24 protein-coding genes are annotated in these 24,324 nt (G+C 66.7%); 16 read left to right on the top strand and 8 right to left on the bottom strand.

Features of this window, described 5'->3' with window-relative positions:
* Positions 1-557 precede the first annotated feature (557 nt).
* Entirely contained in the window at positions 558-887 is a 330-nt protein-coding gene (locus ACJH6J_RS07340; RefSeq protein WP_406774302.1) for a pentapeptide repeat-containing protein, read from the top strand.
* 75 nt (positions 888-962) lie between these two features.
* On the opposite strand, the gene ACJH6J_RS07345 is transcribed toward ACJH6J_RS07340, so the two are convergent.
* On the bottom strand, positions 963-1,868 hold the full coding sequence (locus ACJH6J_RS07345) for an SDR family NAD(P)-dependent oxidoreductase (protein ID WP_318986622.1): 906 nt from the start codon (positions 1,866-1,868) through the stop codon (positions 963-965).
* A gap of 102 nt (positions 1,869-1,970) precedes the next feature.
* Between ACJH6J_RS07345 and ACJH6J_RS07350 the strand changes: the two genes are divergently transcribed.
* The 4 genes from ACJH6J_RS07350 to ACJH6J_RS07365 all read left to right on the top strand — a co-directional run bounded on the left by ACJH6J_RS07350 (position 1,971) and on the right by ACJH6J_RS07365 (position 6,826).
* Positions 1,971-2,534, top strand: coding sequence for a helix-turn-helix domain-containing protein (locus ACJH6J_RS07350; protein ID WP_318986666.1), 564 nt, complete (start codon positions 1,971-1,973; stop codon positions 2,532-2,534).
* A gap of 10 nt (positions 2,535-2,544) precedes the next feature.
* Positions 2,545-3,381 carry an LLM class F420-dependent oxidoreductase gene (locus tag ACJH6J_RS07355; protein WP_406803760.1) on the top strand — a complete coding sequence of 279 codons (837 nt, stop codon included), beginning with the start codon at positions 2,545-2,547 and terminating at the stop codon, positions 3,379-3,381.
* 213 nt (positions 3,382-3,594) lie between these two features.
* A complete protein-coding gene (groL, locus tag ACJH6J_RS07360) occupies positions 3,595-5,220 on the top strand; it encodes a chaperonin GroEL (RefSeq protein WP_061000336.1) in 1,626 nt (541 codons plus the stop codon).
* Between the two features lie 148 nt (positions 5,221-5,368).
* Positions 5,369-6,826, top strand: a complete 1,458-nt coding sequence (locus ACJH6J_RS07365; protein ID WP_406803761.1) for a hypothetical protein — start codon at positions 5,369-5,371, stop codon at positions 6,824-6,826.
* 19 nt (positions 6,827-6,845) lie between these two features.
* On the opposite strand, the gene ACJH6J_RS07370 is transcribed toward ACJH6J_RS07365, so the two are convergent.
* Both ACJH6J_RS07370 and ACJH6J_RS07375 read right to left on the bottom strand, forming a co-directional pair.
* Positions 6,846-7,193 carry a pyridoxamine 5'-phosphate oxidase family protein gene (locus ACJH6J_RS07370; RefSeq protein ID WP_133425434.1) on the bottom strand — a complete coding sequence of 116 codons (348 nt, stop codon included), beginning with the start codon at positions 7,191-7,193 and terminating at the stop codon, positions 6,846-6,848.
* 24 nt (positions 7,194-7,217) lie between these two features.
* Positions 7,218-8,954 (bottom strand): amidohydrolase family protein, encoded by a 1,737-nt coding sequence (locus ACJH6J_RS07375; protein ID WP_406803762.1) that lies wholly within the window; start codon positions 8,952-8,954, stop codon positions 7,218-7,220.
* 133 nt (positions 8,955-9,087) lie between these two features.
* Between ACJH6J_RS07375 and ACJH6J_RS07380 the strand changes: the two genes are divergently transcribed.
* The 7 genes from ACJH6J_RS07380 to ACJH6J_RS07410 all read left to right on the top strand — a co-directional run bounded on the left by ACJH6J_RS07380 (position 9,088) and on the right by ACJH6J_RS07410 (position 14,732).
* Positions 9,088-9,699, top strand: a complete 612-nt coding sequence (locus ACJH6J_RS07380) for a hypothetical protein (RefSeq protein ID WP_133425432.1) — start codon at positions 9,088-9,090, stop codon at positions 9,697-9,699.
* Positions 9,700-9,782: 83 nt separating this feature from the next.
* Positions 9,783-10,166, top strand: coding sequence for a VOC family protein (locus tag ACJH6J_RS07385; RefSeq protein ID WP_061000329.1), 384 nt, complete (start codon positions 9,783-9,785; stop codon positions 10,164-10,166).
* Between the two features lie 26 nt (positions 10,167-10,192).
* Complete coding sequence (locus ACJH6J_RS07390; protein WP_061000328.1) at positions 10,193-10,726, top strand: mycothiol transferase; 534 nt, start codon at positions 10,193-10,195, stop codon at positions 10,724-10,726.
* Positions 10,723-11,289 (top strand): hypothetical protein, encoded by a 567-nt coding sequence (locus tag ACJH6J_RS07395; RefSeq protein ID WP_061000326.1) that lies wholly within the window; start codon positions 10,723-10,725, stop codon positions 11,287-11,289. Before ACJH6J_RS07390 ends, ACJH6J_RS07395 begins: the two co-directional genes overlap by 4 nt.
* Positions 11,290-11,377: 88 nt before the next feature.
* Complete coding sequence (locus tag ACJH6J_RS07400; RefSeq protein ID WP_064858668.1) at positions 11,378-12,895, top strand: aldehyde dehydrogenase family protein; 1,518 nt, start codon at positions 11,378-11,380, stop codon at positions 12,893-12,895.
* A 61-nt stretch (positions 12,896-12,956) separates the two neighbouring features.
* A complete protein-coding gene (gene ppk2 / locus ACJH6J_RS07405; protein ID WP_174557738.1) occupies positions 12,957-13,823 on the top strand; it encodes a polyphosphate kinase 2 in 867 nt (288 codons plus the stop codon).
* Positions 13,824-13,850: 27 nt separating this feature from the next.
* Positions 13,851-14,732, top strand: a complete 882-nt coding sequence (locus tag ACJH6J_RS07410) for a hypothetical protein (protein ID WP_061000323.1) — start codon at positions 13,851-13,853, stop codon at positions 14,730-14,732.
* Positions 14,733-14,783: 51 nt separating this feature from the next.
* Here the strand turns inward: ACJH6J_RS07410 and ACJH6J_RS07415 are convergent, their stop codons facing one another.
* Positions 14,784-16,832, bottom strand: coding sequence for a prolyl oligopeptidase family protein (locus tag ACJH6J_RS07415; protein ID WP_406803763.1), 2,049 nt, complete (start codon positions 16,830-16,832; stop codon positions 14,784-14,786).
* A gap of 35 nt (positions 16,833-16,867) precedes the next feature.
* Here ACJH6J_RS07415 and ACJH6J_RS07420 point away from each other — a divergent pair, with 35 nt between their 5' ends.
* The gene (locus tag ACJH6J_RS07420; RefSeq protein ID WP_406803764.1) at positions 16,868-17,356 is read left to right on the top strand and encodes a DUF779 domain-containing protein; all 489 of its coding nucleotides are present in this window, start codon (positions 16,868-16,870) and stop codon (positions 17,354-17,356) included.
* A 39-nt stretch (positions 17,357-17,395) separates the two neighbouring features.
* On the opposite strand, the gene ACJH6J_RS07425 is transcribed toward ACJH6J_RS07420, so the two are convergent.
* Positions 17,396-18,259: a cyclopropane mycolic acid synthase family methyltransferase gene (locus ACJH6J_RS07425; protein WP_406803765.1), complete on the bottom strand. Its 864-nt coding sequence runs from the start codon at positions 18,257-18,259 to the stop codon at positions 17,396-17,398.
* A 104-nt stretch (positions 18,260-18,363) separates the two neighbouring features.
* Here ACJH6J_RS07425 and lpdA point away from each other — a divergent pair, with 104 nt between their 5' ends.
* Both lpdA and ACJH6J_RS07435 read left to right on the top strand, forming a co-directional pair.
* Positions 18,364-19,770 carry a dihydrolipoyl dehydrogenase gene (gene lpdA, locus ACJH6J_RS07430; RefSeq protein WP_406803766.1) on the top strand — a complete coding sequence of 469 codons (1,407 nt, stop codon included), beginning with the start codon at positions 18,364-18,366 and terminating at the stop codon, positions 19,768-19,770.
* A 55-nt stretch (positions 19,771-19,825) separates the two neighbouring features.
* Positions 19,826-20,047 carry a hypothetical protein gene (locus ACJH6J_RS07435; RefSeq protein ID WP_371824487.1) on the top strand — a complete coding sequence of 74 codons (222 nt, stop codon included), beginning with the start codon at positions 19,826-19,828 and terminating at the stop codon, positions 20,045-20,047.
* Between the two features lie 68 nt (positions 20,048-20,115).
* Here the strand turns inward: ACJH6J_RS07435 and ACJH6J_RS07440 are convergent, their stop codons facing one another.
* Complete coding sequence (locus ACJH6J_RS07440) at positions 20,116-20,664, bottom strand: carboxymuconolactone decarboxylase family protein (protein WP_212807084.1); 549 nt, start codon at positions 20,662-20,664, stop codon at positions 20,116-20,118.
* Positions 20,665-20,782: 118 nt separating this feature from the next.
* On the opposite strand from ACJH6J_RS07440, the gene ACJH6J_RS07445 reads away from it, so the two are divergent.
* Positions 20,783-22,114 (top strand): DUF5933 domain-containing protein, encoded by a 1,332-nt coding sequence (locus ACJH6J_RS07445; protein WP_406803767.1) that lies wholly within the window; start codon positions 20,783-20,785, stop codon positions 22,112-22,114.
* A gap of 61 nt (positions 22,115-22,175) precedes the next feature.
* Here the strand turns inward: ACJH6J_RS07445 and ACJH6J_RS07450 are convergent, their stop codons facing one another.
* Positions 22,176-22,667: a hypothetical protein gene (locus tag ACJH6J_RS07450; protein WP_212814998.1), complete on the bottom strand. Its 492-nt coding sequence runs from the start codon at positions 22,665-22,667 to the stop codon at positions 22,176-22,178.
* A gap of 53 nt (positions 22,668-22,720) precedes the next feature.
* Positions 22,721-24,319, bottom strand: a complete 1,599-nt coding sequence (locus tag ACJH6J_RS07455; protein ID WP_406803768.1) for a DUF4185 domain-containing protein — start codon at positions 24,317-24,319, stop codon at positions 22,721-22,723.
* Positions 24,320-24,324: the final 5 nt, after the last annotated feature.

Raw genomic sequence — 24,324 nt, forward strand, 5'->3', positions numbered from 1 at the left:
AGCGTCTTAAATATGTTAGAACACGTTCATTTCTGTAGTGCACAACCGATTTGGCATCTTCGGGCAGGTGCGGGCCCTGAGTGGCGGTGCCGGCCGGGTGTATCCGGGCTGTCGCGGTGGCGTGTTTCAGGATTGGTGAAGGGTCCATCGGATCGGTGTGGATGAAGGCCCGTCCGTGACACTGTCAGCAAATGAAGATGCGCGACGGCGACGTTACGCAATTTCTCAATGACGTAAATACGTTGCTCGGGCGGTAATTTGCCATACTCGTTGTATTTGCGGCGATCGTGGGCTGGAACCGACGATGATTCTGTTGAAAATCAATTCACCCGGTAAATATAGGTGACCTGTGACGTGTGTGAATATCGCTGGTAATTAATCACTTTGGCACATTTTCGACGCTCGGCCGCTGCATTGCGACATATCTTGTGAACCTGCGACAGGTCGCGCTCTCGCATACGCGTAATCGAGTAGCGATATTTGCCAAATTGCTTCGCATTCGCCCGGCTGCTGTCTACTCTCTATCTATCCATATTCGGGCTAGCGAAGGAGAAGTCATGTCGATGATCCGTTCAACCGTCCTCGTGGGAGCGGCAGTGGCCAGTGCCGGTGCCATCGCGCTGCTCGGCGCCGGCGCGGCGTCCGCCGACTCCGGCATCAACCTCGGACCCGGCAGCAACGACGGTGTGCTCAACGGCGGCTCCAATAACACCGGCGTCCTCAACTTCGGTTTCGGAAACAAGGGCATCCTGAACCTCGGCAATGGCAACACCGGCGTCGCCAACATGGGCAACCTGAACACCGGCATCGTCAACATCGGTAACGGGAGCGGCGGCGTCGTCACCGTCGGCGACGGGCGCAACGGGCTGCTGAACATCGGCTACTGAGGCGCTTCGAAGCCGAGACAGTCCTGTGGGTTGTGCGAAACCTCCTGTCGCACAACCCACAGGACTTCTTTTTGCTCACACCGGGAACGTGACGCCGGTCAGTTCCTCGGACACCGCCCACAGCCGTTGCTGCAGCTCGGTGTCATGGGACTGGTCGCTCGAGCCGACGACCTTCGGGTGCCCGGTCTGCTGGAACCGTCCGTCGGGTCCGTAGTACTGGCCGCCGAACGCGGCGGGGTCGGTGGCGGCGCGCAGGGTGGGCAGGGCGCCCATCGCGGCACTTTGGAACAGCCGGTCGACGACGGGTGCCAGGACGGCGGGCGGCACCGGCACGTGCCGCGCCAGTTCGGTGTTCGACCCGCCCGGGTGTGCCGCGAGGGCGACGGTCTCGGCGCCCGTCAGCCGGCGCTGCAGTTCATACGTGAACAGCAGGTTGGCGAGCTTGGACTGCCCGTAGGCCTCCACCCGGTTGTAGCGGCGTTCCCATTGCAGGTCGTCGAAGTGGATGGCGGCGCGAATCCGGTGGCCCAGGCTGCTGACCGTCACGACGCGTGAGCCGGGCACCGTCAGCAGCTGGTCGAGCAGGAGTCCGGTCAATGCGAAGTGTCCCAGATGGTTGGTGCCGAACTGCATCTCGAACCCGTCGGCGGTGGTCTGCTTCGGCGTCCACATCACGCCGGCGTTGTTGATCAGCAGGTCGATCGCCGGGTATTCGGACTTCAGCTGTTCGGCGGTTTCGCGAACCGACTGCAACGAGCTGAGGTCGAGTTCCTGAAGGGCGACGTCGGCATCGGGCGTGGCCTGCCGGATGCGGTCGACGGCGTCCTTGCCCTTGTCGAGATTGCGGACGGCGAGCACGACGTGTGCGTTCTTGGCGGCGAGCGCCGCTGCGGTCTCGTAGCCGAGGCCGGTGTTCGCGCCGGTGATGACGGCGGTGCGTCCGGTCTGGTCGGGGATGTTGGCGGTGGTCCACTTGGTCATGACGGTTCCTCGGTAGCCTGGGCCTTATCCGGGGCGAGCGCCCCGGATGCTTCACCCATCCGGAACGGTCGCCCCGTTTAATTTGTTCCCGGGAGCAAGATGATCTGCAAACCGAAGAGGCCACTGCGGGCCGACGCGGCCCGGAACCGCGCTCGCGTGCTGGAAGTCGCCTATCAAACCTTCGCCGACGAGGGCCTTTCCGTGCCCATCGACGAGATCGCCCGGCGGGCCGGCGTCGGCGCCGGCACCGTCTACCGGCACTTCCCGACCAAGGACGATCTCTACCGCGCGGTGATCGAGGATCGGCTGGAAACGGTCATGGGGGCCGGCCGGGCGTGCCTGGCGTCGGACGCGCCGGGCGACGCGCTGTTCGACTTCCTGCGGTCGATGGTTCGGTGGGGCGAAACCGATCAGGGCCTGGTCGACGCACTCGCCGGCCTCGGCATCGACGTCCACGCCCTGGTGCCCGATGTCGAAGAGGAATTCCTGGCGCTGCTGGGTGAACTGCTGGCCGCCGCCCAGGGCGCCGGCGCCGTTCGGGCGGACGTCACGGCCTCGGATGTGAAGACGCTGCTCGTCGCGGCGAACGCCGCGCAGCGGTACAGCGCGGACGCCGCCGACCGCGTCGTCGAATTGATGATGGACGGACTCCGGCCTCGTCAGTAGCGTCGCCCGTATGAAGTTCGGGATCTCGACCTTCGTCGATGACGACAGTATTGATCCGGTTTCGCTGGCCCGCGCGATCGAAGAGCGCGGCTTCGCGTCGCTCATCGTCGCCGAGCACAGTCACATTCCCGCGAGCCGTGAGACGCCGTATCCGAACGGTGGAGAGCTGCCGCCCTGGTACTACAACACGCTCGACCCGTTCGTGACGCTTGCCGCCGCGGCGGCGGTGACGTCGACCATCGAGCTGTTCACCGGCATCGCCCTGCTCATCCAGCGGGATCCGATCCACACGGCCAAAGAGGCCGCCAGCATCGATCTCATCTCCGGTGGCCGGTTCATCTTCGGCGTCGGTGCCGGCTGGAATCTGGAGGAGATGCGGGACCACGGCACCGATCCGAAAACTCGTGGCGCCCGGCTGGACGAGAGCATCGAAGCCATCACGGCGCTGTGGACCGCCGAGCCCGCCGAATATCACGGCAAATTCGTCAACTTCGATGCGTCGTACTGCAGGCCCAAGCCGGTCCGGAAACCGCATCCACCCATCTATGTCGGCGGCAACTCCGATGCCACCGTCAAGCGGGTGCTGCGTCATCGTGCGGGCTGGATTTCGAATCCTTTTCCCAGGGACGTACTGGCGGAACGAACGGCGCAGTTGCGCTCGGGCGCGGACTACGACGTGCCACTCGCGATGTTCGGTGCGCCCCTGAAACCGGACTACTGGCGTACCGCCGAAGACCTCGGCTTCGGCCAGCTCGGGTTGTTCCTGCCGTCGGTCGGCAAGGACGAATCGCTGCGCCTGCTCGACGATTACGCGGCGCAGGTGGCGCAGTACCGGTCGGCGTCCTGATTTCCGGCCGCGAAGCGGTGCCTGCGCGGATGGTGAACAACCTTGCACTCGCCCTGCCAGAGTGCTAAAAAGACGTTGGCACTCTCGATAGGTGAGTGCTAGGTCGGGACAGTGAGGCCGGGGCCGCATCTGCGAGCACAGCCCAGGCCGTCCGTCGCGGGCGCTGCGCCTGACCAAAGACGTGCAATTCCCAACCGGAGGAATTACTTCGCAATGGCCAAGACAATTGCGTATGACGAAGAGGCCCGCCGTGGCCTCGAGCGGGGCCTGAACAGCCTCGCCGACGCCGTGAAGGTGACGCTGGGCCCCAAGGGTCGCAACGTCGTCCTGGAGAAGAAGTGGGGCGCCCCCACGATCACCAACGATGGTGTGTCCATCGCCAAGGAGATCGAGCTGGAGGACCCGTACGAGAAGATCGGCGCTGAGCTGGTCAAGGAAGTTGCCAAGAAGACGGACGACGTCGCTGGCGACGGCACCACCACCGCCACCGTGCTGGCCCAGGCCCTGGTTCGCGAAGGCCTGCGCAACGTCGCTGCCGGCGCCAACCCGCTCGGCCTGAAGCGCGGCATCGAGAAGGCCGTCGAGGCTGTCACCAAGGGCCTGCTGGCTTCCGCCAAGGAGGTCGAGACCAAGGAGCAGATCGCTGCCACCGCCGGGATCTCGGCCGGTGACCAGTCCATCGGCGACCTGATCGCCGAGGCCATGGACAAGGTCGGCAACGAGGGTGTCATCACCGTCGAGGAGAGCAACACCTTCGGCCTGCAGCTGGAGCTCACCGAGGGTATGCGCTTCGACAAGGGCTACATCTCGGGTTACTTCGTGACCGACGCCGAGCGTCAGGAAGCGGTCCTCGAGGACCCGTTCATCCTGCTGGTCAGCTCGAAGATCTCGACCGTCAAGGACCTGCTGCCGCTGCTGGAGAAGGTCATCCAGTCGGGCAAGCCGCTGCTGATCATCGCCGAGGACGTCGAGGGCGAAGCCCTGTCGACCCTGGTCGTCAACAAGATCCGTGGCACCTTCAAGTCCATCGCCGTCAAGGCCCCGGGCTTCGGTGACCGTCGCAAGGCGATGCTGCAGGACATGGCGATCCTCACTGGTGGCCAGGTCATCAGCGAAGAGGTCGGCCTGTCCCTCGAGACCGCCGACATCACCCTGCTGGGCAAGGCCCGCAAGGTCGTCGTGACCAAGGATGAGACCACCATCGTCGAGGGTGCCGGCGACGCCGACGCCATCGCCGGCCGCGTGGCCCAGATCCGCAGCGAGATCGAGAACAGCGACTCCGACTACGACCGCGAGAAGCTGCAGGAGCGCCTGGCCAAGCTGGCCGGTGGCGTTGCCGTCATCAAGGCCGGCGCTGCCACCGAGGTGGAGCTCAAGGAGCGCAAGCACCGCATCGAGGACGCCGTTCGCAACGCGAAGGCCGCCGTCGAAGAGGGCATCGTCGCCGGTGGTGGCGTGGCCCTGCTGCAGTCGGCTCCGGCTCTCGACGAGCTGAAGCTCGAGGGTGACGAGGCCACCGGTGCCAACATCGTGCGTGTCGCCCTGTCGGCTCCGCTGAAGCAGATCGCCTTCAACGGTGGTCTGGAGCCGGGCGTCGTCGCCGAGAAGGTGTCGAACCTGCCCTCGGGTCACGGCCTGAACGCCGCGACCAACGTCTACGAGGACCTGCTGGCCGCCGGCGTTGCCGACCCGGTCAAGGTCACCCGCTCGGCGCTGCAGAACGCGGCGTCCATCGCGGCGCTGTTCCTCACCACCGAGGCCGTCGTCGCCGACAAGCCGGAGAAGGCCGCGGCTCCCGCCGGCGACCCGACCGGTGGCATGGGCGGTATGGACTTCTAGGTCCAGCTCTTCTACGAAAAGCCCCGGCGTGCTCTGCACGCCGGGGCTTCTTCGTTGCGGTTGGTTGCTGAACGGCCACGTAGCTGCTGGGAATCTGCTAACAATTGACAGTGAAGTCAATATTAGGCGCTTCGAGGGGGTCGCTCTCATGACTGCTTCTGTTCGACTCATGCCGACCAAGTTGGCGGCTGCGGCCCTGGCGGCCGGTGTGGTCGCAACCGGTGTCTCGATCGGCGCGGCGGAGCGCGCCGTACCGACCATCGAGGCCAACGTCGTCCCCACGTCGCTGATCACCGATGCGCTGGCGGGCGCGGGCTGGGTCGTCGACGGCCTCGCGGGAAGCGTCGCCATTCCGATCGAAGCGCTCGTCTCGCTGCCGTTCGATGCGCTGACCGCCATCGCCATCTCGGTGCAGCGTCCGGACTACGCCCCTTCGGTGTTGAGCTGGCTGGTCAACCGATACGCCAACCCCGCCGAGTCCTACCCGCACTACACGTTCCCGTGGGATTTCAAGGCCAACGCGATCGGCAACATCGCATTCGGGCTGCCCTATCCGCTGGGCCCGAGCGCCACCCAGCTGGGCCTGATCAACAGCATTGCCGACGGCATCGCCAACGTCATCGGCGCCGCCCTCGGCGGGCTGCCCGACCCGACGACCGGCGTCGACGCGACCGACGCCTTCTGGGCCACCACACCCGGTCGCATCATCACGTCGCTGAACAACGTGCCACTGGCTCCCGTGTGGGCGGCGTGGGATGTGGTCGACTATGTGGGCTTCCTGCCGTACAACGTGGCAGCGACCATCGAGGCGGCCATCAAGACCCCGCAGGAAATCCCCGGCCTGCTCAGCAATCTGGTCTACGGTCTCCTCGGGTCGGACACCGAGGGCGGACTGGCCGGCAACCTGATTGCCGATCTCAGCTATCCGTTGACGACCCTCCCGGGTCCCGTCGGTCAGTTCGCGACGGCCTTGGTCGCGAATGTCCAGCAGGGGCTCGACAATCTGCTGGCGAGTCTTCCGATGCCGGTCCCACCGGCGCTGGCGAGTACCGCGGCCGCGAAAACCGCTGTCGTGACCGGGCCGGCGCCGACCGCCGCGGTCACCGGTGTGGCCGCCGGCGACATTCCCGCGGTCAACGCGCCGAGCGCGAACACGGTGACGCTCACGGTCTCGGACACTCCGAAGACTCCGGATGCGACCAAGACTGGGGATGCGACCAAGACTCCGGACACCGCCAAGACGCCGGATGCCGCGAAAGCGCCGGAGGCGCTCGATACGCCGAAGACGCCGGAAGCACCGGCCACCCCGGAGACGCCCAAGGCGCCCGACACCTCGAAGGCTCAGGACACCTCGAAGACGCCGGAGACGAAGCCGGACACGCAGGGCAGCACCACCGGCAAGCCGGACAAGAAGGCCGGAAAGGTCAAGTCGGGCAACAAGGTTCGGCCGGGTAAGTCCACCCAGACCGGCACGGCCACGGGCCGACCCGACAAGCCGGCGACGCCCGCATCGGAGCCGGGTGGGACCAGCAAGCCTGGCGACGGTGCCCCCACCGGTGCGCCCGGCTCCAACTCCGGAGCCGATCAGTCCGGCGCAGCTGCCTGATTTCGTGCCGGCGGGCCGATCACTCCTTGAGCGAGACGCAGTCGTGGACGCCTTCGGGGCTGCGGTGCAGCACTGCTCGTGTCGGCGCGATGCGCAGGCCCGTGTCGGTGGCTTCGGCGGTCCCGTCGACGATCAGCGAGTAGCCGGTGGGTTCCCGCGGCGGCCACAGCACCGTCACGGCCGGGTGGGCGCCGGCGTTGCGTCGGGTCGTATTTCCGACGGGCTCGATCGTCACCGCGCCGCCGTCGAATGCCGGGACGACGGCCACCGTGTGCGGACGGAAATCGTCACCGACGGTGATCAGGAAGCCGACCGGGAAGTCGGCCAGGGTGTCGCCCAGTTTTTCCAGGTCCACCTTCACGCTCATGAGGCCAGGATAGGTCGCCGCCGCTCACGCCGGCGCGGGTTGGCGGCCGCGCACGAGCCGCCCCGGCCGGGCCGCCGTGGGTACACCGTTCTCCGCGATGATCTCGCCGGACACGATCGTCGCGACGTAGCCGTCGGCGGTCTGGTCCAGGCGGCGCCCGCCGGCGGGCAGGTCGTGCTCGATGGTCGGTTTGTGCAGCGTCAGCGCGTCCTGGTCGATGACGTTGAGATCGGCCTTGTAGCCCACCGCGATCCGGCCGCGGTCGTTCAGGCCCGCGACGCGCGCGGGTACCGACGTCAGCTCCTTGACGGCGTGTGCCAGGTCCAGCCGGCCGGCGGGCCGGTCGCGCACCCAGTGCGTCAGCAGGTACGTGGGAAATGATGCGTCGCAGATCATTCCGTAGTGCGCGCCGCCGTCGCCGAGGCCCAGGATGACGTCGTCGCGCTGGATCAGTTCGGCGACGGTGTCGAGGGAACCGTCGCGGAAGTTGGCGAGGGTGACCAGCAGCATGGCGTGGCCGTCGTCGTCGAGGACGCGGTCGTAGGCCTCCTCGAGCGGGCTGACGCCGCGGGCGGCGGCGCGGGCGGCGATCGAATCCGACGGTGCCGGTTCGTAATTCGGGGGAGTGCCCAGGGGGAACATGTAGTCCCACGCCTGCGCCGCGAACATCAGCGGGTGACCGTCGTCGGCCGCCGTGTCGTTCAGGATGCGTTGGCGTACTTCGGGTTTGCGCATCTCGGCGACGCGCTCGGCCAGCGGCAGGTCCGCGATCTCGCGGTACGACGGATACAGCACGAACGGGTTGCCGGAAAGTTCGAGGCCGATGACGAGGCCGATGGGCCGCGGGAAAATCTGCGCGCTGATGCTGCCGCCGTCGGTGTTGGCCTTCTCGACCATGCGCAGCGCGTCCTCGAACGTGGCCGGCCCGGCGTTGCCGACGGCGAGCGTGAACGTGACGGGCAGGCCGACGTCGGCGGCGACGTCGAACACGGTCTTCAGTGCGACCTCGTAGTCGCCGGCCAGCAGGTCGGGTACGAACTGGATCAGGCCGCCGCCGCCGTCCTCGACGCCGCGCGCGATGGCCTCGATCTCGACCTGCGCCGCGTCGTGGCTGGGGATGGGCTGTCCGCCCGAGGTCTTGTGCAGCGTCAGCCGCGACGATGCGAAGCCCAGCGCGCCGCACTCCACGGCCTCGGCCGCGAGCTTGCGCATCAGGGCCAGGTCCTCGGGGGTGGCGGGCTCGCGGTCGACGCCGCGCTGACCCATCACATAGACGCGCAGCGGCGAGTGCGGGAGGAATGCCGCCACGTCGATGTCGCGGCGTCCGGCATCAACGGCGTCGAGGAACTCGGGGAAGGTCTCCCACGTCCACGGCAGGCCGTCGACCATCACCACGCCGGGGATGTCCTCGACGCCGGCCATCACGTCGACGAGCACGTCGTGATCGTCGGGGCGGCAGGGCGCGAAGCCGACGCCGCAGTTGCCCATCACAGCGGTGGTTACGCCGTGAGCGGAAGACGGGGTCATCCGGTCGGACCAGATGGCCTGTCCGTCGTAGTGCGTGTGCAGGTCCACGAAGCCGGGGGTGACGAGCCTGCCGGTGGCGTCGATCTCGCGGGCGCCGGTCCCTTCGACGGTGCCGACCGCCGCGATCAACCCGCCCTGAACTGCGACATCGCCGCGGAAGGGCGCGCCGCCCAAGCCGTCTGCGATGAGTCCGTTGCGAATGACGATGTCGTAGGCGGCGCCCGCTGCGTTCATGTGAACAACGTACGACTCAGGCCGTCATCAGATCTGTGAGTTGGCTTTGAGTTGAAGTTAGAACGACTAGGCATCGCCAAACCGATGTATCGTGATAGGTACAAGATGCATCGAACAAATGAAAGGAATAGCGATGTTCTCAGCTGGTTTCGGCCCCGGTTTCGGTGGGGGCTTCGGTCCCGGATTCGGGGGCTTCGGTCCCGGCGCGGGTGGTCCCGGCGCCTGCGGCCCGGGCTTCGGCGGTGGTTTCGGCGGCGGCTTCGGGCCGGGGGCCGGACATCACTTCTTCCGGGGTCGTATCAAGCGTGCCGCGATTGCGGCGGCCGCGCTACTACAGGAAGGTCCGGCCACGGCGGAGCAGCTCTCGCAGCGGGTTTCGGAGATCACCGACGGCGCGTTCACGCCGCCGGTGGACAAGGTCGAGTTCGTCATCTCACTGCTCGCGGCGCGTGGCGTGGCCACGGTCGAGGACGGTGTCGCGACGCTGACCGAGTTCGGTGAGCAGTTGCTCGCCTGGCGCGGCGTCAGCAGCGAGACGGTGCAGGCTTTCCTCGGTGAGGCGGGGAAGTTCGGCGATGTCATCAAGCTGCGCAAGGATTTGTTCGAGCTCGCCGGGCTGGCGCGCACGATCAAGTTCACCGGCAACGACGCGCAGAAGGCCGATCTCAAGGCGGCGGTCGCCACCCTGTCCGGCGCGGTGGCCGAGGCCAAGAAGGCGCTCTACCGCACCTTGGCCGACAACTGACCGGTCGGTGACCGAATCGGAGCGGCGGACCCCCGGGTTCGTCGCTCCGATTTTTTGTCGGTGCCTCGTGGCACGATCGCGGCATGATCGACCACTTCGGTATCAACTGCAGTGACTGGGCCAAGTCCCAGCAGTTCTACGACGCCGTGCTCGGCGTACTCGGCTTCAGCCGGCAGATGGACTTCGGGGTCGCCATCGGTTACGGCCGCGACGGCAAGCCGGATTTCTGGATCGCCGACGCCAGCGCCGGGGAGGCCTCGGGTCCGAACCGTGAGGTGCATTTCGCCTTCCAGGCCGCGGACACCGATGCGGTGACCGCGTTCCACGACGCGGCCGTCGAACTCGGCGCCGAGTCGCTGCACGCGCCCCGGTTGTGGCCCGAATACCACCCCGGCTACTTCGGTGCGTTCGTCCGCGACCCCGACGGCAACAACGTCGAGGCGGTCTTCCACGGCGCGGCCGGGTAGCCGCGGGCTCCGGTAGCGTCGGCGATATGTCTGACACCGCTGCTGCGCGGGAACTGTTGCGCGACTCTTTCACTCGGCTCATCGAGCACGTCGACGAGATCACCGACGGTCTGACCGAAGAGGTGTCGTGCTGGCGGCCGACGCCGGAGGCCAACAGCATCGCGTGGCTGCTGTGGCACAGCGCGCGGGGTCAGGACATGCAGCTGTGCGATGTCGCGGGCACCGAGCAGGTGTGGACGAGTGAAGGCTGGGAGCAGCGGTTCGCTCTCGATCTGCCGCACAGTGACGCGCCCGGTTACGACATCGGATACGGCCACACCGCCGAGGATGTCGGCAAGGTGCGGCCGCCGGTCGAACTGCTGGTCGGCTACTACCGCGCGGTGCACAAGGTCTCGCTCGAATATGTCGCGAGCCTGACTCCCGAAGAGCTCGAGCGGATCGTCGACCGCCGCTGGAATCCGCCGGTCACCGCGAGCGTGCGACTCGTCAGCATCGTCGACGACTGCGCGCAGCATCTGGGGCAGGCCGCGTATGTGCGGGGCATCGCCGCGCACAGATGACAACTGAGAAGTTCGTCCGCTGGTGGCCGCCGGTCGGACTGGTGCTGATGGCCCTGTTGGGCTGGGGTGTCGGTAAGGCCTCGACACCGGTCGACGACGTCTTTCAGGACGCCGGCCGAGCCGGGGAGCCGTATACCGGCCGGCTGCTCTTCTTCACCGATCCGCGGGTGCTCCTGGCGATGCTCGTGATCGCGGTGGGAATCGCGTTGTGGCACAAGCGCTGGCGGCTGGCCGCGGTCATCGCACTGACGCCGCAGTTGGCGGTGGTCATCGAGCGCGGGCTCAAGGAGCTGTTCGGCCGGCACAAGGGTGGGGCGCTGGCGTATCCGAGTGGGCACACCGTGCTGATGGTGACGGTGCTGGGCGTCATCGTCGTCGCCGCCGGGGCGGTGCTGTGGGCCCGCGTGCTGGCCGGTGTCTTCGTGCCACTGGGCATGCTCGGTCAGGCCTTCACCTACCACTACTTCACGGACACGGTCGGCGCGCTGCTGTTCGGATCCAGCCTGGTGTGCCTGGCGGCACGGCTGCTCGCGGTGCCGGCGCGCCGGGAAGCCGGTGGCTGATCCGCCGGAGCCGTGTCCGGGCGGGCCATTTTTGACACGCGTCAAGCCGGGTGCGACCCGCGTCACACCCGGTCGTTACGATGGCGGTATGACCGCTACGTCTGACGTCCAATCGCCCGGTTCCGGCACCATTTACGACCCCGCCACGGGTGCCATCGCAGGAACCGTGAGCTGGACCGACCCGGCCGACGTGCCGCGCATCGCAGCCGGCCTGCGCGCCGCGCAGCGCGAGTGGGAGGCCCGCGGGCCCCAGGGCCGGGCGAAGGTGCTGGCCCGGTTCGCGGTGTGGCTCAACGATCACCGCGACGAGGTCGAGGCCCTGCTGATCCGCGAGACCGGCAAGTCGACGGTCGACGCGAAGGTCGAAATCCCCCTGGTCATCCTGATCATCTCGTACGTGGTCAAGACCATGGAGAAGGCGCTGGCGCCCGACACCCGGCCGGCCCCCATGCCGATGCTGTCGATCAAGAAGATCACGGTGCATTACCGGCCGCGCCCGGTGGTCGGCATCATCGCGCCGTGGAACTACCCGGTGGCCAACGCGCTGATGGACGCCATCGGCGCGCTCGCGGCCGGCTGCTCGGTGCTGCTCAAGCCGTCCGAGCGCACCCCGCTGACCGCCGAACTGCTGCTGCGCGGCTGGACCGACTCCGGGGCGCCCGAGGTGCTGGCCCTGGCACAGGGCGCCCGTGAGGTGTCCGAGGCCGTCATCGACAACTCGGATTTCGTCCAGTTCACCGGGTCGACGGCCACTGGCCGCAAGGTCATGGAGCGCGCGGCCCGTCGTCTCACGCCGGTCAGCCTCGAGCTCGGCGGCAAGGACCCGATGATCGTCCTCGAGGACGCCGACGTGGAGCTCGCCGCCAACGCCGCGGTCTGGGGCGCGATGTTCAACGCCGGGCAGACGTGCGTGTCCGTCGAGCGCGTCTACGTGCTGGAACCGGCCTACGACGCGTTCGTCGATGCCGTCGTCAAGGCGGTGCAGAACCTCAAGGTGGGCGCCGGCGAGGGCTATCACCTGGGCGCGCAGATCGACGCCGGCCAGGTGGACATCACCGAGCGGCACGTCAACGAGGCCGTGGCGGCCGGCGCCCGCGCGCTGACCGGCGGCAAGCGCCCCGACGGTCCGGGCAGCTTCTACCCGCCGACGGTCCTGGTCGACGTCGACCACACGATGGCGTGCATGACGGAGGAGACGTTCGGCCCGACCTTGCCGATCATGAAGGTCGCCACCGTCGGCGAGGCGGTCCGGCTGGCCAACGACAGCCCGTACGGGTTGAGCGCGACCGTTTTCTCGGGTGACGTGCAGCGGGCCAAAGACGTTGCGCTGCAGCTCGACTGCGGCGCGGTGAACATCAACGACGTGCTGGCCAACCTGATGTGCACCACCGCCCCGATGGGTGGCTGGAAGACGTCGGGCATCGGCGCGCGGTTCGGCGGGGCCGACGGCATCCGCAAGTTCTGTCGCCAGGAGACGGTCGTTGAGCCGCGCACGAGCAAGGGCGCGGGCGGCAACTACTACCACAACTCGATGAAGGCGCTGGCCCGCATGAACAGCGTCCTGACCAAGGTGTCGTTGATCCGGTCCAAGCGCACCGCCAAGTAGCGCCACCAGTTGTTCACCGTGACGTCACCGCCAGGTTCGGCTCGGCGGTTACGTTCAGCCGGTGATCCTGGACGCCTCTGCCGCCGACACCTACACCGTCCGCGACGATGACGACGACGACCCCGAACTGGTGCTGCTGCCCAGTGGGGAAGTGGTCGACACCTGGCGCGAGGGTTACCCGTACGACGAGCGGATGAACCGGCACGATTACGAACAGCAGAAGCGCCTGCTGCAGATCGAGCTGCTGAAGCTGCAGAAGTGGAGCCAGGCCAACGGGCTGCGGCACGTCATCGTCTTCGAAGGCCGCGACGCCGCCGGCAAGGGCGGCACCATCAAGCGGTTCATGGAGCACCTCAACCCGCGCGGCGCCCGCGTCGTCGCACTGGAGAAGCCGACCGAGAAGGAACGCACCCAGTGGTACTTCCAGCGGTACGTCACGCATCTGCCGGCCGCCGGCGAGATCGTGCTGTTCGACCGCTCCTGGTACAACCGTGCCGGTGTCGAACGCGTGATGGGTTACTGCACACCCAAACAGCACGCGGAATTCGTCCGCCAGGCACCGCTTTTCGAGCAGATGCTGGCCAACGACGGCATCAGCCTCACCAAGCTGTGGTTCTCGGTGACCCAGGCCGAGCAGCGCACCCGCTTCACGATCCGTCAGGTCGACCCGGTGCGGCAGTGGAAACTCTCGCCGACGGATCTGGCCTCGCTGGACAAGTGGGACGCCTACACCGCGGCCAAGGAAGAGATGTTCGCCTGGACGGACACCGAGGTCGCGCCGTGGACCGTGGTGAAGAGCAACGACAAGAAGCGCGCCCGGATCAACGCCATGCGGCATGTTCTCGGTAAGTTCGATTACGACAACAAGGACCATGAGGTGGTCGGACACGCCGATCCGCTGATCGTGGGACGGGCGCTGTCCGACTGAGCAGCGCCCACCAACGTAGGAGGGCGCTTGCGATTCGTCGCGACATTGCTGTTGTGGCTGGTCACCACCGTCGCTGTGGCGGTGGCTGTGCCGGTCTGCTGGGCGCAGCACACACTTGTCGACCGGGGCGGCTACGTCGCCCTGGCCACCACGGCAGCCAAGAACCATGAGCTGCAGAAGGCCACGGCCAGCGAGCTGGGCATCCAGGTCAACAGGCTGGCCACCAGCGCGGGATACGACCTGAGCACCGGCACCGTGTCGAAAGCCGCCGGCATCTACACGTCCAGCTCGGCCTTCCCGGGCCAGTTCGGCGCCGCGAACGGCTACGCGCACGACTGGCTGTTCACCGACACCATGGCCCACTCGGACTCGTCCGGCCGGTGGACCATCGACCTGTCGCCGATGTTGTCGGACCGGTCGTTCAAGGCAACCTTGGCGGCGTTCGGGGTCCGCGTCCCGTCGAAGATCGAGGTACCGATCACCGATTCGGCCCAATCGTTGCGGCCGGGCCAGTTCCGCGCCGCGACGACGTGGGGACCGTGGGCTCGGGTCGGCATCTGCGTGCTGACGGGCGTGTTCGCCCTGCTGACACTGGCGGTGACCCGGTCGCGCGGCAAAACGGTTGCCGCCCTGGGTATCTCGACCATGATCGTCGGCGCCGCGGGCTGGGCCGGCATCGAGGCGGGGCGGCGCTACATCAACGACGGGCTGAACCGCACCACCGGCAACGTCCGCCAGGTGGCCGACGTCATGGTCGACACGGCCATCGCCAACGCCCACCAGTGGCTCAACATCACCCTCGCGATCGGCGGCGGGCTGGTGGTGCTGGGCGTGCTCCTCACGCTGCTGGGCAACCTCGGCCGGCGCGTCGTCCGCAAGCCCAAGCCCGCCGCAGCTCCCGCCGCCTGACAGTGATTTGTGCACGAAAATCCGCGGCCGGCGCGGAAAATCGTGCACAAATCACGAGCCGACGGTGCGCTCCAGGAACGAGTAGACCAGCGCGGCCTTGAACGCGGCCTGCGAATTGTCCGCGGCCCCGCCGTGTCCACCCTCGATGTTCTCGTAGTAGCTGACGCGGTGGCCGGCGGCTTCGAGCGCCGCCGTCATCTTCCGCGCGTGGCCGGGGTGCACCCGGTCGTCGCGCGTCGAGGTGGTCATCAGCAGCGCCGGGTACTTCCGGTCGGCCGAGATGTTCTGGTACGGCGAGTACTTCGAGATGAATTCCCAGTCGTCGGGGTTGTCCGGGTCGCCGTACTCCGCCACCCACGACGCGCCGGCGAGCAACAGGTGATACCGCTTCATGTCGAGCAACGGCACGCTGCACACCAAGGCGCCGAACAACTCCGGATAGCGCGTGAGCATGACGCCCATGAGCAGACCGCCGTTGCTGCCGCCCTCGGCGGCGAGTTGTTCGACGGTGGTGATGCCGCGGCGCACCAGATCGGCTGCGACGGCGGCGAAGTCCTCATACACCAGGTGGCGGCCCTCGCGCATGGCCTGGGTGTGCCAGCGCGGCCCGTACTCGCCGCCGCCGCGGATGTTGGCCTCGACGTAGGTACCGCCCTGCGTCAGCCACAACCGGCCGAGCACTCCGGCGTAGCCGGGCAGCATCGACGACTCGAAGCCGCCGTATCCGCTCAGCAGCGTCTTGCGTGGCTCGGTGACGCCGCGTTGTCCCACAACGAAGTACGGGATGCGCGTGCCGTCGGCCGACGTCGCGAAGTGCTGCGACACCTCGACCTCGGACGCGTCGAAGAATGCGGGCGCGCGCTTGATCTCGGTGACCGCGCCGCCGGCGTGGCCCCACAGCAGGCGCGACGGGCTGTCGAATCCGCTTGAGTCCAGGAAAATTTCGTCGCCATACTCGTCGACGTCGACGATGACCGTGGTGGCGTGCTCCGGCACGCCGGGGATGTCCGCGCGTTCCCACGTGCCGGGGGTGACCAGCTCGATGTGGCCGATGACGTCGACCAGCGTCTGCAGCAACAGCCGGTCGCGGGTCCATGCGAAGTTCTGCATGCTGCTGTGGTCGTCGGGCTCGAAAACCACACTCAGATCGCGGTTTCCGGCGAGGTAGTCGTCATAGCGGGCGGCCAGCAGCGTTCCCGCCGCGTACGTCGTCTCGCCGACGGTCCATTCGACGCGCGGCCGGATCAGCAGCCAGTCCCGGTGAATGGAGATGGCGGCATCGGTCGGGACGTCGATGCGGACCAGTTCGTCGCCGCGGACCTCGTAGCGTTCGCGGTTGAAGAAGTCGGTGGACTGCGACACCAGCAGCCGCTCGAAACCCGGTGTGCTGTCGTAACCGGCGCCGACGCTGACGTCGGATGCCGCGCCTTCGAAGATCGTCATGGCCTCGGCCAGTGGTTGCCCGCGGTGCCACCGCTTGACGATCCGGGGATACCCCGACTCGGTCATGGCGCCCGGCCCGAAATCGGTGCCCACCAACACCGTGTCGGGGGTCTCCCAGGACACGCTGGACTTGGCTTCCGGCAGGTTGAACCCGTCTTCGACGAACTGCCTTGTCTCCATGTCGAACTCGCGTACGACGGTGGCGTCGGCCCCGCCGCGCGACAGCGCGATCAGCGCGAGGTTCAGTCCGGGCTCGATGACGTCGGCGCCGGCCCACACCCAGTTCTCGTCCTCGTCGGCCGCGAGCTTGTCCAGGTCGATCAGCACGTCCCACTCGGGGGCGTCGGTGCGGTAGCTGTCGAGCGTGGTGCGCCGCCACAGCCCGCGGGGGTTCTCCGCGTCGCGCCAGTAGTTGTAGAGGAACTCGCCGCGCCGGCGGACGTACGGGATGCGGGCGTCGGTGTCCATCACCTCGAGGGCGTCGGCGCGCATCTGCTCGAAGCGCTCGCCACCGAACTCGGCGATCGTCGGCTCGTTATGGGCGCGCACCCAGGCGAGGGCGTCGTCACCGGTGACGTCCTCGAGCCAGAGGTAGGGATCTTCTCCTGGGGCGAGCGGAGCGACGGGATCTTCCGGGGCGACCGATTCAGAACTCACCTGGTCATTCTTACTCCCCGGCGTAGGGTGGCCGTATGCCATCTCGGGCACTGATCACCGCCGAAGCCGCCGAGCTGCTGCGCAAGCTGCAGAACCAGCACGGCCCCTTGATGTTTCACCAGTCGGGTGGATGCTGCGACGGCTCGTCGCCGATGTGTTATCCCGACGGCGACTTCATCGTCGGCGACCGCGACGTGCTGCTGGCGGTGCTCGACGTCGGGCCCGACGGCGTCCCGGTGTGGATCTCCGGGCCGCAGTTCGAGGCCTGGCAGCACACCCAGCTCATCATCGACGTGGTCGCGGGCCGGGGCAGCGGGTTCAGCCTGGAGGCGCCCGAAGGCAAGCGCTTCCTGTCGCGCGGTCGGGTGTTCACCGAGGCGGAGAACGCCGAGCTCAATGCGCAACCGCCCGTCACCGGCGCCCAGTATGCGCAGGGCGTCCGGCCGGAGCGGGACGGCACGTTGATCGTCGAGCACGCCGAGGAGGCCTGCCCGGTGCCCGGTGCGCGTCCGGGCTTGGCGTAGGTCACCAGATTGCGGTGCAGGCGGTTTCGTTCGTGGTGACTACTTCTGCAACGTGAACTGGACGACGTCGGCCTGCTTGTTGCGGAACAACTCCGCACATCCGGTCAGGTACTTCATGTAGCGGTCGTAGACCTCTTGCGACTGGATCTTGATGGCCTCGTCCCGGTGTGCCGCCAGGTTCTCGGCCCAGATGTCGAGGGTCGTGGCGTAGTGCGGCTGCAATGAGTGTTTCCTGGTGACGTGGTATCCGGCCGCGGTCGCGAGTTCCTCCACGACTGGGATGATCGGCAGCCGGCCGCCCGGGAAGATGTCCGTCATCAGGAACTTCACGAACCGGGCGAATTCGAAGGTCAGCGGTATGCCGAGCTCCTTGGCGTCCCGGAAATCGAAACCGCAGATGGTGTGCAGCAGCATCACGCCGTCGGGCGGCATGGCCGCATACGTCCGCCGGAAGAACTCCGGGTAGCGGTCGGGGCCGAAGTGCTCGAAGGCGCCGATCGACACGATCCGGTCGACGGGCTCGTCGAACTGCTCCCAGCCCTGCAGCCGGACCTCGCGGCTGCGGGCGGTGTCCATCCGGTCGAAGGTGCGCTGGACATGGGCCGCCTGATTCCTCGACAGCGTCAGCCCGATCACGTCGACGTCGTACCGTTCGACGGCCCGCAGCATCGTCGACCCCCAGCCGCAGCCGATGTCCAGCAACTTCATGCCCGGCAGGAGACCGAGCTTGCTCAGCGCCAGGTCGATCTTCGCCAGCTGCGCTTCCTGCAGCGTCATGTCGTCGCGCACGAAATACGCGCAGCTGTAGGTCTGCGTCGGATCGAGGAACAGCCGGAAGAACTCGTCGGAGAGGTCGTAATGCGCCTGCACATCGGTGAAGTGCGGCATGAGGGAATTGGACATGGGGCATCGACCCTTTCTGACGAAGGTCCCCGCCGAATACCCGGTTTCCCGCAGTTGAATCGGTCTCCCGACTCTCGACGTCGCCGCGCCTATAAGGTGTGCATGTGACTCACTATGACGTCGTCGTTCTCGGAGCCGGTCCCGGCGGATATGTCGCCGCAATTCGCGCAGCCCAGCTGGGGCTGACCACCGCCATCGTCGAACCGAAGTACTGGGGCGGCGTCTGTCTCAACGTGGGATGCATCCCATCCAAGGCCCTGCTGCGCAACGCGGAGCTGGCGCACATCTTCCACAAGGAAGCCAAGACCTTCGGCATCAGCGGCGAGGCCAGCTTCGACTTCGGCGCGGCGTTCGACCGCAGCCGCAAGGTCGCCGAAGGCCGCGTCGCCGGCGTGCACTTCCTGATGAAGAAGAACAAGATCACCGAGCTGGAGGGCTTTGGCACCTTCACCGGACCCAACTCGATGCGCGTCGCGCTGAACGCCGGCGGAACCGAGGACGTCACCTTCGACAACGCGATCATCGCCACCGGCTCGTCCGTGCGGCTGGTGCCCGGCACCTCGCTGAGCGAGAACGTCGTCACCTACGAGACCCAGATCATGACCCGGGACCTGCCGGGCTCGATCATCATCGCCGGCGCGGGTGCCATCGGCATGGAGTTCGCGTACGTGCTGAAGAACTACGGCGTCGACGTCACCATCGTCGAGTTCCTGCCGCGCGCGCTGCCCAACGAGGACGCCGAGGTCTCCAAGGAGATCGAGAAGCAGTACAAGAAGCTGGGCGTCAAGATCCTCACCGGTACCAAGGTCGAGTCGATCGAGGATTCCGGCAGCGAAGTGACCGTCGTCGTCAGCAAGGACGGCGCCACGCAGGAGCTCAAGGCCGAGAAGGTGTTGCAGGCCATCGGCTTCGGGCCCAACGTCGACGGCTACGGACTGGAGACCGCCGGTGTCGCGCTCACCGAGCGCGGTGCCATCGCGATCGACGACAACATGCGCACCAACGTGCCGCACATCTACGCCATCGGTGACGTCACCGCCAAGCTGCAGCTCGCGCACGTGGCCGAGGCCCAGGGCGTCGTCGCGGCCGAGACCATCGCCGGTGCCGAGACCCTGACGCTCGGCGACTACCGCATGATGCCGCGCGCCACCTTCTGCCAGCCGCAGGTCGCGAGCTTCGGCCTCACCGAGGAGCAGGCCAGAGAAGAAGCGCTACGGCGAGGGTCTGACATTGTCGTCGCCAAGTTCCCGTTCACCGCCAACGGCAAGGCGCACGGCCTCGCGGACCCGACGGGCTTCGTGAAGCTGATCGCCGACAAGAAGCACCTCGAGCTGCTCGGTGGTCACCTCATCGGTCCGGACGTCTCCGAGCTGCTGCCCGAGCTGACCCTGGCCCAGAAGTGGGACCTGACCGCCACCGAACTGGCCCGCAACGTGCACACCCACCCGACGCTGTCGGAGGCACTGCAGGAAGCAATCCACGGCCTGACCGGCCACATGATCAACTTCTGAGTCGGTTTTGCGCGCGAATGTCGTTGCCGCGATAGGCGGTTTGGTCGTCGGCCACATGTTGTGGCTGCTGGCGATCTCGCTCGCGATGGACACCACCAGCATCAGTTTCTGGGTGCTGGTGATGTCCGCCGTGGTCTTCGTGGTGGCCGGCGTTGCGGTGTTCTTCGCTCGAAAGTTTCAGGAGCGCAAGGCTTTTGCGAAGTCCGCGTTCCTCTGGTGCCTACCCGTCGCGCCGGTGTTGATGACGCTGGCGGTACTCGGGGTCACCTACCTCTAGGCGGTCGAGCCTGAGCTTGGGCGCCAAATTCTCTTGAAATTTCGAACACAAGCTCAGGTTCGAGCGCTCTAGTCCGGGAAGTCCAGCGGCACGCGCAGGGTGGCGATGGTCGCCGCCAGCCCGTCGTATTGCGCTGCCAGCAGGCAGAAGTCGATGAGCTGCTTGCGATCGAGGTACGACGCCAGCGACTTCCATGTCTGGTCGGACACCGACCGCGTGATGACGAACTCGTCCGTCGCGGTGATCAGCACGCGCTGCCGGTCGGTGAGACCCTCGGCGTCCGGCCCCTCGAAAATGCGGGCCTGCGTCTCGGCGTCGACGCCGCGGCTGCGGGCCAGGCGGCGGTGCTGCTGCAGCTCGTACTCGCTGCCGCGCAGATGGGCGACGCGCAGGATCACCAGCTCGGCGTCCTTGAGCCCCAGCTTGCTGCGGCCCAGCAGCATGCCGGAGTAGGGCAGGAACGTCAGGAACAGCAGGTGATGCTGGCCGAGGACGTTGAAGAGCGCAAACCTCGGGGCCCGGATGGTCTTGGCGCCGATCTTGGCGATGACCCAGTTGAGCGGGCCCAGCTCACGGATTCCGCCGGGTTCGATGCGGGCCGGCTCGATGCTGTTCACAATTCCCGAGTCTGGCACAGGCAGGGCGGTCGTAGGGTCGAGCGCCGGCGTGACGTCGCCAAGTTCCAAATTGGTCGCAAATTGCTGGTAGCGACGGCCGACGGCCTATCGTCTATGCGTGTTCACCGAACATTCACCCTTCCTTAAGGAGGGTGTACCGCCCCGGACGAAGGTCGCGATCGGCATTGCGCTGGTCGCGACGTTCATGTGTGCGCTGCAGGTTACGGCCATGCTGTGTGGATTCCGGGGTCCGCTCGAGCGCCTGATCAGCGATTACGTCGGAACTCCGGCGGGGTTCACGGTGCCGTGGGCGGCGTTGGTGGTGGCGCTGGTCGCGGTGCCACGCGAATACCGTTTGCCGATCGCGGGCGCCGCACTGGGGCTCGATGTGGTCTTTGTCGTCGGCCGGGAGTACGTCGGTCTTCCGGCGGCGATGGGTAGCGGCGCGCTGGTCGTGCTGACCGGGCTCGGTGTGTTTGCGCTGGCGCGGTGGACCGGTCCGCGGCGCGACACCGTGCTCAAGGGCGTCGCCACCGGCCTGCTGCTCGTTCTCGCCACCAAGGCCGGAGACGCCTGGCTGACCATCACGTCCCTGACGCGTCCTACCGTTCTCGACGAGTTCGCCGCGCGGGCCGACGTCGCGCTCGGCCAGCCGTCATGGGTGCTGGGCCAGCTGGTGCAGCACCACTCGGTGCTCTACTTCCTGCTGCATTGGGTCTATCTCGAACTGTCTGCCGCCGCGACCGTCGTCGCGATCTACCAGCTGCGCAACGTGACCACGGGTGGACTGTGGCCGCGGCACTTCGTCGTGCGGACCTTCCTGGTGCTGGGCCTGGTCGGCCCGTTGATCTATCTGATGTTCCCGTTGGTGGGGCCCACCTATGCCTTCGGCGCGGCCGGTGGCGGCTTTCAGGTCGGCGACTTCTGGCCGGCGCTGCTGCCGCCCGTCGACGGGCCGGCGGTGCCCCTCGCGTTCGACACGTCGACCCCGCGCAACTGCATGCCGTCGCTGCACACGGCGTGGGCGCTGGCCGTGTTCATCCATTCGAGGTCCGGCCCGCGGTGGCTGCGTGTCGGTGGCACTTGTTGGCTGGTGGGCACTTTGGCCGCGACGCTGGGCTTCGGCTTCCACTACGGTGTCGACCTGGTCGTCGGTGCGGCATTGTGCCTGACGGTGGAATCGGCTCTGCGGGAGCCGATTCGGCCCACTCCTCATGCCCGGCTACGGCTGATTGCCGGTGGTACCGCCGTCATCGTCGGCGTGATGCTGTGCGTTCGCTACCTGTCCGGGTGGATGGCGCAGTATCCGATCATGTTCGGGCTGCTGATCATCGGGGCCCTTGCGACGCTGGCCTACGGCTTCTACGGCACGTTCTTCGCGCGTCCGGGCGCACCTGCGCCGGCGATCGAGCGATTGACGGGCGAAGAGTCAGAAAGTCCGGCGGCGTGACGGCTGGACGACGAAGGCCGTATGGAAGTCGCTTCTCCAACGGATGGCAGATGCCCTCGACTCAGACCCGCGGCAGCCAGCCAGATCCGTAGGGGGACAAGACGAATCCGTGCCCTTGGGAGTCCTTGCACGCGGTGGTGCGCTTGTCGTCGACGCCGCAGGTCACGCCATTGACAGTGAGAGTGTGAAATGGCGGGAGGGTTTTGATGTTGCTCGGATACGGGATTCCGTCGAACGCCGAGTAGATGCCTTGGTCGGTTCCAATGTTGTTTACGCCGTTCACCGCTGGGGGCACCGCAGGAAAGTTGTTGCCTGTGCAGCCCGCCACAGGCGGGTTGAACGAGCACCTGATGCTGTCCGGTGTGAGGAAGACGACCTGGGTGGCATGGATGCCTGGCGTGGACGCGTCGATTTCATAGTCGGTGACGTTGGCCGGGGTGTAGTGGCTCATGTCGGGAAACGACGGTGGGTCTGCCCAGGCGCTGGATTCGAAGGCGATGCTGAGCAGGGTCATCACCGTGACGATGAAAGGAGCTCTGCGGAGTGCTCTCATGTCAGATCCTTCCAGAATCAGCTGATCGGTAATCGTGTCCCGTCCGGTTTGTGTTACTTGGATGCATTGACCTGCACCTGCTGAGTGTCGTAGGGCGCTCCCAGAGCCTGACCGTCCGGACCATTCTGGGTATTCCATTGACTGACAAGGATATTCAGGTCATTGAGCGATGATCCTGGCATGATGTAGCCGCCGTACGGCTGGAAGACGTAGCCCGGTGCTGCAGGCGAGCTCTGCTGGGCCGCAATGATCGGCGGGCCACCCTTGAAAATGTCGGTCGGTGAGTCGCCTACGAGGACTTGAACCTGATTGACGTTGGGGGTGCTGTTGAAAGCGGAAAGCACCGGGCGTCCGTCGATTTCTCGGAAACTCAGTTCGCCGTAGTGCGCGCCTTGTTGGCTGACGACCACGGGCACCTGTCCCGGATTTCCCCAGTCGTTGCCGGTCCACGGCTGCCATGCATTGCGATCCGCGGCGTGCGCCGGATCGACTCGGTACATCGTGACGCCCTGGCTGCGGTCGAACGAGTCTCCCGCTATGTACACCATTCCGTCCTTGCCCTGGTAGCCGCTGACCTGTGTAGGCGGGTTTCCGGGTAAGCCAGGAGCGGAGGGACGCCACGAGCCGGGCACGGGTTGCCAACCTTTGGACGGATCGTTGGAGACCTCGACGAGCCATGAGCCAGCTGTCGGCTTCAGGCCGGAGGTTCCGCTGACCATCATGTAGGTCTTGCCGTTGGCCTGAAATGAGCCGGCAGGCAGGGGATTGGTGTTCGGGTCGATCGCCAATGCTTCCGGTGGGGGCGGGAACAGGACACCTGGGGTGCCGGGGCCGCCCGGGCTGTTGAGCGGCTGGCCGAAGATGGGCCTGCCGTCCTTGTCCCAGCCGACGATCGGCACGGCGACTGAGCGGTAGTGCTCGTTGTCAGGGCCGCCGACCTTGTCGCCCTTGAACGAGTCTCCGAAGACAGCCACTAACCGGCCGTCCGGGAGCTCGACGATCTCCCCGAGGTCGGCGGCACCGATGCCCGGGATGCCGGGCTGCGCCCCCGTGCCGGCAATGGGGCCGAGGTTCTTCACCCCGCCCGGAGGCACCGAACCGTCAGGCCCCGGACCGCCGCCAGGGCCCAGCTTGAATCCGGTCAATTGGGTGCCGATCAGCTTCAATGCCGCGGCGACCTCTGCGTCGACGGTGGCCAATTTCATCGACCGACCGCGGATGGCTGCCTGATATGCGTGCCGTGCGAGCTCGCGCACAAGCAGCATCGGGGCGACGAGAATCTTCGGCAGACGATCGGTGACCGTTAGGTCCTCGCTGACCGAGAACATTTCATCCTCGGCGTCGTCGATCGCCTTGACTGCGTCTCGCTTCGCGGCGCCGATCGTCTGGGCACCCTTGGTAGCCGTCGTTTGAGCGTGCTCGATCCGTTCCAGAACCGAATGGACCTTAGCTACATCAGCCTGCATGCGTGCCTTGGCCTGTTCACCCGCGGTGCCGCTCCAGTCGGCGTTCTCGAGTCCGTGCTGGGCTTTGTCGTAGGCGTCCTTCAGTTTCGTGGCGCGCTGGCCCCAGTCCTTTGCCGCAGCGTCCAGCAACTCGGTGTTCCAAGACTGGACCTGTGACTTCGTCGGCATCGAGATCGGTGCGGTCAAGACTC

This window comes from Mycobacterium sp. SMC-18, from assembly GCF_045310895.1.
Classification (GTDB): domain Bacteria; phylum Actinomycetota; class Actinomycetes; order Mycobacteriales; family Mycobacteriaceae; genus Mycobacterium.

Bases quoted from the DNA above. Each gene is read 5' to 3' on its own strand.
- ACJH6J_RS07340 (WP_406774302.1), top strand. From the start codon at position 558: ATGTCGATGATCCGTTCAACCGTCCTCGTGGGAGCGGCAGTGGCCAGT.
- ACJH6J_RS07345 (WP_318986622.1), bottom strand. From the start codon at position 1,868: ATGACCAAGTGGACCACCGCCAACATCCCCGACCAGACCGGACGCACC.
- ACJH6J_RS07355 (WP_406803760.1), top strand. From the start codon at position 2,545: ATGAAGTTCGGGATCTCGACCTTCGTCGATGACGACAGTATTGATCCG.
- groL (WP_061000336.1), top strand. From the start codon at position 3,595: ATGGCCAAGACAATTGCGTATGACGAAGAGGCCCGCCGTGGCCTCGAG.
- ACJH6J_RS07365 (WP_406803761.1), top strand. From the start codon at position 5,369: ATGACTGCTTCTGTTCGACTCATGCCGACCAAGTTGGCGGCTGCGGCC.
- ACJH6J_RS07370 (WP_133425434.1), bottom strand. From the start codon at position 7,193: ATGAGCGTGAAGGTGGACCTGGAAAAACTGGGCGACACCCTGGCCGAC.
- ACJH6J_RS07375 (WP_406803762.1), bottom strand. From the start codon at position 8,954: ATGAACGCAGCGGGCGCCGCCTACGACATCGTCATTCGCAACGGACTC.
- ACJH6J_RS07380 (WP_133425432.1), top strand. From the start codon at position 9,088: ATGTTCTCAGCTGGTTTCGGCCCCGGTTTCGGTGGGGGCTTCGGTCCC.
- ACJH6J_RS07385 (WP_061000329.1), top strand. From the start codon at position 9,783: ATGATCGACCACTTCGGTATCAACTGCAGTGACTGGGCCAAGTCCCAG.
- ACJH6J_RS07390 (WP_061000328.1), top strand. From the start codon at position 10,193: ATGTCTGACACCGCTGCTGCGCGGGAACTGTTGCGCGACTCTTTCACT.
- ACJH6J_RS07395 (WP_061000326.1), top strand. From the start codon at position 10,723: ATGACAACTGAGAAGTTCGTCCGCTGGTGGCCGCCGGTCGGACTGGTG.
- ACJH6J_RS07400 (WP_064858668.1), top strand. From the start codon at position 11,378: ATGACCGCTACGTCTGACGTCCAATCGCCCGGTTCCGGCACCATTTAC.
- ACJH6J_RS07420 (WP_406803764.1), top strand. From the start codon at position 16,868: ATGCCATCTCGGGCACTGATCACCGCCGAAGCCGCCGAGCTGCTGCGC.
- ACJH6J_RS07425 (WP_406803765.1), bottom strand. From the start codon at position 18,259: ATGTCCAATTCCCTCATGCCGCACTTCACCGATGTGCAGGCGCATTAC.
- ACJH6J_RS07435 (WP_371824487.1), top strand. From the start codon at position 19,826: ATGTTGTGGCTGCTGGCGATCTCGCTCGCGATGGACACCACCAGCATC.
- ACJH6J_RS07450 (WP_212814998.1), bottom strand. From the start codon at position 22,667: ATGAGAGCACTCCGCAGAGCTCCTTTCATCGTCACGGTGATGACCCTG.